Annotated in this window: 16 protein-coding genes; 3 read left to right on the top strand and 13 right to left on the bottom strand. The window is 49.1% G+C overall.

What is annotated here, in order from left to right; all coding sequences use genetic code 11:
• The 11 genes from rdgC to CRG49_RS11125 all read right to left on the bottom strand — a co-directional run.
• Nucleotides 1-223 (bottom strand): recombination-associated protein RdgC (gene rdgC, locus CRG49_RS11165; protein WP_198515162.1); only part of this gene is annotated, 223 nt, incomplete at its 3' end.
• A 30-nt stretch (nucleotides 224-253) separates the two neighbouring features.
• Nucleotides 254-778 (bottom strand): host-nuclease inhibitor Gam family protein, encoded by a 525-nt coding sequence (locus CRG49_RS11160; RefSeq protein ID WP_097784623.1) that lies wholly within the window; start codon nucleotides 776-778, stop codon nucleotides 254-256.
• On the bottom strand, nucleotides 771-1,181 hold the full coding sequence (locus CRG49_RS11155) for a hypothetical protein (RefSeq protein ID WP_229436959.1): 411 nt from the start codon (nucleotides 1,179-1,181) through the stop codon (nucleotides 771-773). The genes CRG49_RS11160 and CRG49_RS11155 overlap by 8 nt, the downstream gene beginning before the upstream one ends.
• Nucleotides 1,178-1,663 (bottom strand): hypothetical protein, encoded by a 486-nt coding sequence (locus CRG49_RS11150; protein ID WP_097784622.1) that lies wholly within the window; start codon nucleotides 1,661-1,663, stop codon nucleotides 1,178-1,180. Before CRG49_RS11150 ends, CRG49_RS11155 begins: the two co-directional genes overlap by 4 nt.
• Nucleotides 1,660-1,983: a hypothetical protein gene (locus tag CRG49_RS11145; protein ID WP_097784621.1), complete on the bottom strand. Its 324-nt coding sequence runs from the start codon at nucleotides 1,981-1,983 to the stop codon at nucleotides 1,660-1,662. Before CRG49_RS11145 ends, CRG49_RS11150 begins: the two co-directional genes overlap by 4 nt.
• Nucleotides 1,983-2,147, bottom strand: a complete 165-nt coding sequence (locus CRG49_RS13385; RefSeq protein WP_195690041.1) for a hypothetical protein — start codon at nucleotides 2,145-2,147, stop codon at nucleotides 1,983-1,985. Before CRG49_RS13385 ends, CRG49_RS11145 begins: the two co-directional genes overlap by 1 nt.
• Nucleotides 2,144-2,830 carry a DUF2786 domain-containing protein gene (locus CRG49_RS11140; RefSeq protein WP_095503824.1) on the bottom strand — a complete coding sequence of 229 codons (687 nt, stop codon included), beginning with the start codon at nucleotides 2,828-2,830 and terminating at the stop codon, nucleotides 2,144-2,146. Before CRG49_RS11140 ends, CRG49_RS13385 begins: the two co-directional genes overlap by 4 nt.
• Nucleotides 2,831-3,018: 188 nt before the next feature.
• The gene (locus CRG49_RS13380) at nucleotides 3,019-3,180 is read right to left on the bottom strand and encodes a hypothetical protein (RefSeq protein WP_195714689.1); all 162 of its coding nucleotides are present in this window, start codon (nucleotides 3,178-3,180) and stop codon (nucleotides 3,019-3,021) included.
• A gap of 108 nt (nucleotides 3,181-3,288) precedes the next feature.
• Entirely contained in the window at nucleotides 3,289-3,513 is a 225-nt protein-coding gene (locus CRG49_RS11135) for a hypothetical protein (protein ID WP_095503813.1), read from the bottom strand.
• Between the two features lie 26 nt (nucleotides 3,514-3,539).
• A complete protein-coding gene (locus CRG49_RS11130) occupies nucleotides 3,540-3,782 on the bottom strand; it encodes a toxin PIN (protein ID WP_097784620.1) in 243 nt (80 codons plus the stop codon).
• A gap of 13 nt (nucleotides 3,783-3,795) precedes the next feature.
• Nucleotides 3,796-4,713 (bottom strand): AAA family ATPase, encoded by a 918-nt coding sequence (locus tag CRG49_RS11125; RefSeq protein ID WP_097784619.1) that lies wholly within the window; start codon nucleotides 4,711-4,713, stop codon nucleotides 3,796-3,798.
• Nucleotides 4,714-4,758: 45 nt separating this feature from the next.
• Between CRG49_RS11125 and CRG49_RS11120 the strand changes: the two genes are divergently transcribed.
• The gene (locus CRG49_RS11120) at nucleotides 4,759-5,016 is read left to right on the top strand and encodes a GntR family transcriptional regulator (protein ID WP_097784618.1); all 258 of its coding nucleotides are present in this window, start codon (nucleotides 4,759-4,761) and stop codon (nucleotides 5,014-5,016) included.
• A 70-nt stretch (nucleotides 5,017-5,086) separates the two neighbouring features.
• Here the strand turns inward: CRG49_RS11120 and CRG49_RS11115 are convergent, their stop codons facing one another.
• Nucleotides 5,087-7,111, bottom strand: a complete 2,025-nt coding sequence (locus tag CRG49_RS11115) for a Mu transposase C-terminal domain-containing protein (RefSeq protein WP_097784617.1) — start codon at nucleotides 7,109-7,111, stop codon at nucleotides 5,087-5,089.
• A gap of 10 nt (nucleotides 7,112-7,121) precedes the next feature.
• Nucleotides 7,122-7,298, bottom strand: coding sequence for a DNA-binding protein (locus tag CRG49_RS11110; protein WP_095501795.1), 177 nt, complete (start codon nucleotides 7,296-7,298; stop codon nucleotides 7,122-7,124).
• Nucleotides 7,299-7,406: 108 nt separating this feature from the next.
• Between CRG49_RS11110 and CRG49_RS11105 the strand changes: the two genes are divergently transcribed.
• Nucleotides 7,407-7,766: a helix-turn-helix domain-containing protein gene (locus tag CRG49_RS11105; protein WP_095503825.1), complete on the top strand. Its 360-nt coding sequence runs from the start codon at nucleotides 7,407-7,409 to the stop codon at nucleotides 7,764-7,766.
• A 358-nt stretch (nucleotides 7,767-8,124) separates the two neighbouring features.
• Entirely contained in the window at nucleotides 8,125-8,835 is a 711-nt protein-coding gene (locus tag CRG49_RS13615) for a S24 family peptidase (protein WP_232727254.1), read from the top strand.
• Nucleotides 8,836-9,053: the final 218 nt, after the last annotated feature.

Genomic DNA, 9,053 nt, shown 5'->3' with positions numbered 1-9,053 from the left:
CCGCGCCCGGCAATACTTTTTCTTCGCGCCGCAAGCTGATAAGCATGGTTTTTTGTGCTTTAAAAACAACAGGATTGCCAAACGGCACAGGCACATAAAAACCCTCGCTAAACCATTCTGAGCCGAGTGGCGAGCTAAACCAGTTTTCGGCAATCGCTGTTTCCAAGCGTTCCACGTCGGGCAGTTCCGGCAGGCGGAATGGGGTAAGTTGTTTAAACCACATGATTTTTTTCCTTTTCAAAAATGGCAGGCATCAGCCCAACTCCTGTTCCGTCGGTTCAATCACAAAATCCTCCACGCCGCTCACAATCTTAATCCCCGGCACCTGACCATCTGAAAAACGCTCTTTCTGATTCAGGATGGCATCTTTGTCGATTTCCTTTTTGGTTCGGACAAACTCGGCAAAGGCGGATTTTTCGGAGAGCCATGCCAATACGGCGGCCACACCCGTCACCTTGACCGACGGCGGGCGGATGCGCCATTTAATCAGGCCGGTGGTGAAGTCCACAGTTTTGGTTTTGCCGTTGTCGGTCAGCTCATCTTTATGCGCCTCACAGTAAGCGGCCACACGCTCGGTCAGACTGGTGATTTCGGCGCACAACGGGGCAGCATATGCGGCGTACTCTTCTTCGATAGCGGCTTTCTTGTCACCGGCTTCGGTTTCCAGCCGTTTGACTTCGCGTTGTAAATCGCCGATTCGGCGGATAAACGCGGTAACTTCCGCTTTGTCTTGTGCCGCCTCGATGGCGGGCTGTTTGATTCGGGTGGTTTTAGCCATTTTGATTTCCTTTCGGGTTGGTTAAAGATTTGCTGTTTAAAATGCTTTTAATGCTGCTTTTAATCTGCTTTAAAGCCGCTTTGCCTTCGGCTTTCTGCGCCGCCGTGCGCTGGTAGCGGTGTTCCAGTTTCAGCGACTCCGGCGGTGGCGGCAGATTGTCCAAAAAATCTTTCGGGCTCGGCCAGCGGTTCATTTCGTTGGCCAACACCATAAAGGCCGTCTGAAACCGCTTAACATCGCGTACATCGTCCCACTCGCGGCCATGTGCCAACACACGGCTCCATGTTTGCGCCGTGGCGGCCACTGTATCGGCGGCGGGCGACCCGGCAAGGCGCAAGGTCAGCAGCATGGTCAGGCCGTCTATCATCGTGTTGTGCAGTTGGGTCGGTAACTCCTTATTCATTTTTTCAATCCTTGCAGCGACGCGGCTGCGGTTAAAGTTTGGCTCGCTTTGGCAGGCGGTGCCGCACGGTGAATGTGTTGGGCTGCTGTCGATACCGCGCCGCCTTGTCCTTGCCATCCGGCGATAATCTCGTACAAATAACCATGCGACTTCAGCGGCGTTTTCAGACGGCCTGCTTCGCGTGCGGCCAACACTTCGTGTAGGGCATAGAGCCATGCTTCCAGCGGTGCGGCGTAGGCCGTGCCGTCTCGTTCGATGGTGGCGGTTTGGATTTGCAGCAGCAGCTCCTTCATCAGTTTCTCTGTACGTCCCCAAGAGAGCTGATTTTTTGCCGGTCTGAACAGCCCGATATAGCGGATAAGTACTTGGCTGATGTCGGCATCCAGCCCTAAAAACATTTTCATGATTTCGGCGGCTGACGCGTCGTTGACCAGACTGTCCAAGCTGTTGACCGCACCGCAGTTGGGGCAGCGGCAAATCATGATTCCTTCCCTTCTTGCAACCCATCCAAGCAAGCCTTCAGCCGCGGATGGAATTCCAATGTATATGCCTCTTGGTTCACAATGCCGTTTATCGGAGAGAGCAGCGTTTCAAGTGCCGTCATCAGCCAGCCCAAGTTGCAGTTGTCGTAGGCCTCAATCACGGCATCCAGCACGGCGGCCTTGTCTTTATCTTCCAGCCACTCGTAATCGCCGTCGCCAGCCGGCTTTAACGGATTGAGTTCATAGCTCACGTTATCGATCATACGGATAAGATTCCACGCGGCCGCCAAATCTTGTTTTTCAGGTTTTGCGATGTTCATCACGCTTCCTCCCACAACATAATCGCTCTTTCCAAAGTAGCCGCTTCCGCCGTTTTCATCACGCCGCCTTGCCGCGCCACCACCACAAAATTACCGCCGTCCGACTTGCTGACGACCAACTCGCCACGGTCTTCGAGCCATTCGATAAGTTGTTTGTTGGTCATGATTTATCCTCCAGTTTTTGGTTTTCTGTGCTGTTCATCGCATGGTTGAGCGCAGCCTCTTGGCCTTTTTCCCAGCCGTTTACACGGTCGCGCAGGGATTTGCCTTTGCTCAACTTCAATTTGCTTGTTGTCAGCCCTTTGTTTTCTTTCCAGAGCTCCAGCAGCTCCGTTTCTCGTTCGCCATTGGCGAAAACATCTACCTTTTTACTTACAACGGCAATCCAGCCTAAGCAAAACTCGTCGGCACGCATGGTTTTGTTTTTGGCAAGACGAACTCGTGCAAGCTGCGTTTTGATGTAGTCGGCGCGGGCTGCTTTGAGTTGGCGCAGCAATACTTGATAAGCGTACTCCGCCAATTCGTTGCGGGGATTCATACCGTAAAATTTCAGACGGCCTTCCACTTTCATTTTTTTGGGGTTAAATGCGTAGTCAACATAACTGCACACCCCGAAACTTCTCGCTACCACACCGGCCAAATAACCCTGCCATTGCGGTAACGTCTGCGCACAAGCCAAGCCCTCTGTTTCCTGTATGGCCGACAGTTCAATATCCTGCTCGTTAATGCCGTATTGCTTCATCAACGCCTGTGCCTGCTTCAATGCTTGCGCCGCTTCATGCTCGTTGGCCGACTTACTCAAGGCCAAACACTTTTTGATTTTGTTTAAGGCTTTTTCCTTATCCATTTTTAAAATCCTTTTAAATCAACACCTTACAATTTTCACAAGGCAAAAAATATATAGCCGTATCAACAGCTTGCCGTTTTAATGGTCGTCGTAACCGTCGCCGATCATCCGCAGCAGCGCCAGCCGTGCCAAAAATTCCAATACCAGCAAAATCCCGATAAATGCCACCATTCCCAAAGCAATCCACATCATTTTTCCTGCTCCTTTTTCATCAATTCTTCCGTTTCCCGTTTCATACGCGCCTGATATTCATCCGCCGTTTCCTGCTTCTTCCGCGCCTGTCGTGTCCAAACGCGGCGGCGGTGTTGGCCGTAGGCTTGCCAATCCTGATTGCGTCTATAAAAGCTCATTTGCGCCATCCCTTCTGTATCGCTTTATCCCCGTAGCGGCGTTTGATGTCCGCCACCGCCTGTTTCAATGCCAGCTCACGCGCCTTGCGTGTCGGGCGTTTGGCCTGTTTATTCATACACCACACCTTCCATCTTGCTGTCCGCGCTCATGCTGTCGTATTGCGCTTCCATCTTCATCACTTCCGCCTGCGCCGCCACGTCCGCCGCGCGCTCCAAACTTGCCCCTTGCGCCTGCACCGGCTGCGCCGTACAGGTATGCAGCAACACCCCCACAGCAAACAACAACACCGCGCTCACCATGCCCGCCATCAGATGTTTTACATACTCAATCATTTTTCAAATCCTTATAAATCAAATACTTAATATTTTCGTAAGGCAAAAAAATTATTCCGCACCCAATCCGCCTTAACCTGAGCCGCCCATTCTTTGGCTTCCTCCTTACACTCAAAACGCTTTCGAGCGCGGCGGATTTGCAGCCACGCAAAGCCTTCCTTGCGCTTGGCGCGCACATCCGCCCGCCAAATCTTGTGCCGCTTATGGGTGGCATAATCATGCCAAGTATCTTCGTACACCCCTGCGTGTACCGTATATTCACGCTTCATTTCAGACGGCCTTTTAACGGATGATCAACGTGCTGTATTTCTTCACAATCCCCGCCTGAAGCTGGATACCGTTTTTATTCGCCGTCCGCACCGCACCGCGCATCAGCTTGCTCATCCGCCGCGTGTTGCCGTTGCTCTGTTTCACAATTTCGGCCACCGTTTCCGCGTCCGCTTCCGGTAGAGCTGATTGGGCGATTTGTGCCAGCTCCTCATCGGGCAGGCTGTCGCCCAACGGCAGGGCACGCGATACGCGGCTATAAAGCTGCACCAATTCGCCATGCTTACCGCGCAAGTTCGCCACCAGCTTCGGCATACCGCTCAACACCAAACCGCAACCCGTTTCATCATGCAGGCGGCGCAAAATCTCTAAGGCACGCAAGGGCAGGTTTTCCGCTTCATCCACCACAATCAGACGACCTGAATCACGCAAACGGTCGGCCACCGCTTCAAACAAATCATTCAGGCTGCCCGTATTGACCAGCTTGCACGCCGTTGCCAATTTGCGCATCAACACCAGCGCATTAAAGCTCGGATTCGCTTCAATTAAGATGGCGGTCGGATTTTTTTCGCAGTAGCGTTTTACCGCCTGCGTTTTGCCCAAACCGGCCTGACCGTAAATCACCACCACCTCACCGCCTTCGTGCGCTTCCAGCATGGTGCCCATAATGCGGCGCATGGTAGGCGTAGACACAAAGCCGATGTTCAGTTCTTCACGTTGTGCCTTGCTTTCCTGCACGTCCAAATAGGTTTCGATTTTTTTCTCGACTGTTTCATATTTGCCGCCGTGTTCGGCATAATTGCCCTTTAAATACATATTGATTTGCGACACGGAGCTGCCGATGGCTCGGGCAAGCTGGCTTTGGCTCAAGCCCGAGCGCTCTTTAAATTCGATAAAACGCTGTTGTAATGCCTTGTTGATTTGGTTTTTCATTTTTACTATCCTTAAATTTTCAACAACCCTTAAAGGCCGTCTGAAATGAATGATTTGCCCGACTTGGAAAAACGTCTGAATATGATTGAAATCAGTCTTCAGGAATTGGAGCAGATTTCCATCGCCGATACTGCCGTCCTGGCTTGGCTGCTTCAGCGGATTACCCGCCAAGAGCCGACTTCGATTGAACAGGTTCGCCGCTTTCTAACTGCTCAGGTTGCTCACTTACCTGAAGATGACCCAATACGTGAACATTTCGATTCATTGCTTCTACTCGTTGCCGACGCAGAGTCTCTCGCTTAGTCTGTTCTGCCCGTAATGTTTCCACCGAGAAACACTCGGGCTTTTTTACTGTCTGTTCCATTTCCGTCTCCTACATATCTGCTTCAAAAAACAACTGAATACCGTCGTCCGTTCCCGTTTTCGGCAATACCGCGTATTCCGCTTCAATCACATCAGCATTCAGGGCTGCGCCCAAATTGCCCAGCTCGTCCCACGTTTGCGCGTGTTCCAAAGCAGGGTTGATTTCCGCATTTGCCAGTTTGATGACGTTTTCCGCACGTTTAACCTTACCTTTACGGCGGTTTTCCGCCAGTTGGTCGCGGCGCGAAATCGGCATTGCAGGGCGTTTGTTGCCGTCGAGTTTGGCCTTGCATAAAAACTTACCGGCCATGTCATACACCAACACACTCTGAGCATCGTCTAAGTCATAAGCCACGCGTACCTCGTCTTTGTGATACTCAGCCAAATCCACGCTGAAATACTGGTTGTTAAACAAATCCAACCAACCACGCTGCACCTTGCGGATTTCCTGCGGACGGAACAGCGTTTCTTCTTCCTCCTCCGCCAAGAAATCAGGGGTCAGGCAGTCTGAAATCATGCGTGCATCACGGTATTGCTTCGGCGTATAGTGCGACCCGTCTGCCGTTTTCGGCAGCTCGCGGTGTGGGCGGTTGTTGTATTCCTCAATACAGGCCAACACATCAGCGATAAACTGCTTCCAGCTAGGCAGCTTCGCCGCCCATTTCCGCTGTTCCGCCGTCAATTCCTTACCTTGCTCCAGCGCATTAAACGCACTTTCCAACTTACGGTAAGTCAAGTTTTTTGTGCTGCTGTCCATCCCTTCGCCGGTAAACGTCTCATACTGTCGCGCCATCCGAATCAAATTGTCTTTCCACCAGCGCTCGATAATGCCGCGCCCCTGCGGATTGCCCGGCAACCCCGTCTCATGATGGATACCCAGCCGTGCCGCAATACCCGTAATCTCATGGTCGATGGTTTTACCCGTTTGGCCGCCACCGTTATCCGAGTAATACATCAACGGCACACCAAAATGCTTGACCCCAATCCGCAGCGCATCACACACCGCCACACAACTTTCCGCCAAACTCACCGAAAACCCCATCACCATCCGCGTGCAACCGTCCAAAATCACCGTCACTTCCGGCTTAAACGGCCTGCCGTGTACAGGGTGCGCCACCTTCGCCTTAAAGCTGTGGCCGTCACCAATCCAAACATCATTCGGCTTCAAAGCCCCCCAATCACGCTTCACATAAGGCATCAACGCCTTATATGCCGCACCGGTTCGGCGACCACGTTCCTGCATAATCATCGGCAATTTTTCCCAAACACGTCGCACTTGGCTTTCAGTTGGCATTTCATTAATCGGCATATGCTTTTCCCACCAATCCGCAAACAACCCATAGCTGTGCGCCAATTTCGGCGCGCTCGGCACATTGTGAAAACGGATAAAATGCGGCAACCAACGGTATTCCGACAGCGGCACCGCCTTGCGTGTCGACTTCGGTGCCAACGCCATCAACCGCTCGTTGGGTGTAGCCGCCTTACGGTAAGCAATCGTCCATTCCTTTAAAGAGCGCATAGACAACTTCACTTCACCACCGCTTCGCGCATTCGCCAACGGCAACAAATCCACCAAATACTGCGGCAATCTGCCTTGTTCCAACTGTTCCAGCACATAAGCCTGCGCATAACTGATTTTCAAGCCGCCGATACGGTGCATTTTCAACACCTCCGCCACAATCGACATCCGCGCATGAGCACATTGCCGTTGCTTTTCCGTCAAACCGCCGACCGTTTCGTCGATGGGCAGCCCGAGCTGCGTATTTTGCCGTTTGGCCGGCGGCTTGTTGGCGACTACTGGCAGCGTTTCCGCCAGTTTTTCACTTTCCGCCAGCAGGGTTTCGGCCTGTTTTTGCTGGATGGCATTGCGGATTTCGGGGGGTAGGCTGGAGATTAGGTATTGCTTGACTTTTCCGCCTTTCCCTTGGCCGTCTGAAAATTTATAGGTCCAGTTCTGCCTTATTGCCATTTTGTCTAACGCCTGTCTTGACTTATTCAAGACGACCGACAACTCTCGGCTAGATATTTTTTCCATAAAATCAACCTCATTTCAGCCCTAGCTTTCGTGCGATCTCGAAACCCTTGCCGTATTTGGCTTTATTTTGACCGCCGACAACTAAGTAAACTTCACGCGGCTTGTAGCCGTTTTCACGTGCCCAAGAAGCCAGTGTTTTTCCTTCTTTTTCAAAGTTTTCTTTTAATTTTTCTATAGTTATCGTCATAGATAGTCCTTTTTCTTTGTGCTAAAATACTGCACTAACTAAGTGTTAGTACTGCCCTGTTTTTTTTGAATTATGAGAAAAATATTTCTCTTTTGCAAGGATTATTTTGTGGAAAACATTTCTCTTTTTGGTAGTCGATTGAAAGTAGAAAGAAAAAAGTTGGGTTTGACTCAGTCTCAACTTGCTGAGAAATGTGGAATTACACGTGAGATGTGGGGAAAATATGAGCGCGGCGTGTTTATGCCAAACTGTGAAATTATTTTCTCTTTTTATGGACTAGGTGCAGATGTGAATTTTCTTTTCACAGGAAATAGGCCGTCTGAAAATTCAAACGAACTCAGCAAAGATGAACTAGAGCTGCTTCAAAACTATCGGCAATCAACAGATAAAAGCCGTGAAATCATTTTGACTATCGCCAAAACACAGGAGAAAAAAGAAGTCGGTATTACGGCTGGTGAAGTAGCCTGACGGGAAGAACTAAGCAACCATTTTGCAAGAAATAGGTTGCTTAGTCACAAATTTAGCCAAAAATCATATTTTATTTATCCATATGATTTAAAAATAATTTTAATTAAGCAACTGAAAAAATTTGGTTGCTTATTCGGTTGCTTAGTCATCATCAGACAAGAATTTGATACTACGGGGCTGACTTAATAACCAAAATGCCAAATTTTGGTTATTAAGCCTTAGTTCCATCCTAAATCTATAAATTGTTAGTGTTTTGATTTTAAATGAATTCTCATTTAACAACCCAAAATAAAAGGTTATTAATCAGATTATTAAGTCCAGCTCAATTTAATTGGCTGCTGAAAAGAAAGGGGTAAGTATGTTCACGGGAAATGAATGGCTTGATGTAGCTGAAATCTCCGTCTGCCGACGGATTGACCGAGTGATAAAAGAATATGGGATAACGGCTGAAAGCTTCTCAGAAATAGCAAATATCCCAATAATAGAAGCTAGAAAGATGTTGAATGGAAAGAAAAAATATTCTATTCCAACCATATCGGCAATCTGCCTTTACTATGATATAAATGCGAATTGGTTATTTTCTGAACAAGGCAAAATGTATAAAGAGCCTGATATGGTTGATACTGATGGCTTATGCATTGAAATAGATGAATATGCCTTCATTTCGCATTACACTTTCCCTATTTTTAAAGATGGCCAAGAATCATTTTATCGGACTGATAAAGGAGGAAGCCCAATCCCTTTTCGTCGTGACTGGCTAGATAAAAATATTTCAACTTCAATCAATAATTTATCGGTATTTGAAGTATTGGGCGACTCGATGGAAGGCGTGCTCAACCATGGCGATTCGATTTTGATTAATCACGCCGAAACCGAGCCGCGCGACGGCCTGTACGTCTTAAGAATCGGTAACGACCTGTTTGTCAAACGCGTGCAGCGCATACCCGGCAAACTGCTCGTAACGTCCGAAAACCCACGCTACGCGCCATTTGAAATAGATTTAAGCCATACCGACGACGACATAGCCATCATCGGCCGCGTGGAGTGGTATGGCCGCAGCATTGATTGAGCTTTTTAAACCCGTTTTAAAAAAGTCTTAAAACCATTTTAAATTTGATAATTCCCCGCCAGCTTTCGTCCAAAAAAATGCGCATTTTTGCCCATTTTGTTGCAAAAGCTGGCGTAAATTTTTTTAGACGCAAAAAAGGCCGAAATCCACGTCTTTTCAGGATTTCAGCCTTTTTTATTGGTTTGATGTTCCGGTGCAAAAACTAACAGTACCCCACA

The organism is Neisseria sp. N95_16, assembly GCF_002551535.2.
Lineage (GTDB): Bacteria > Pseudomonadota > Gammaproteobacteria > Burkholderiales > Neisseriaceae > Neisseria > Neisseria brasiliensis.
Note: the sequence above shows the minus strand (reverse complement) of the source record. Positions and strands in the feature narration are given on the sequence as shown.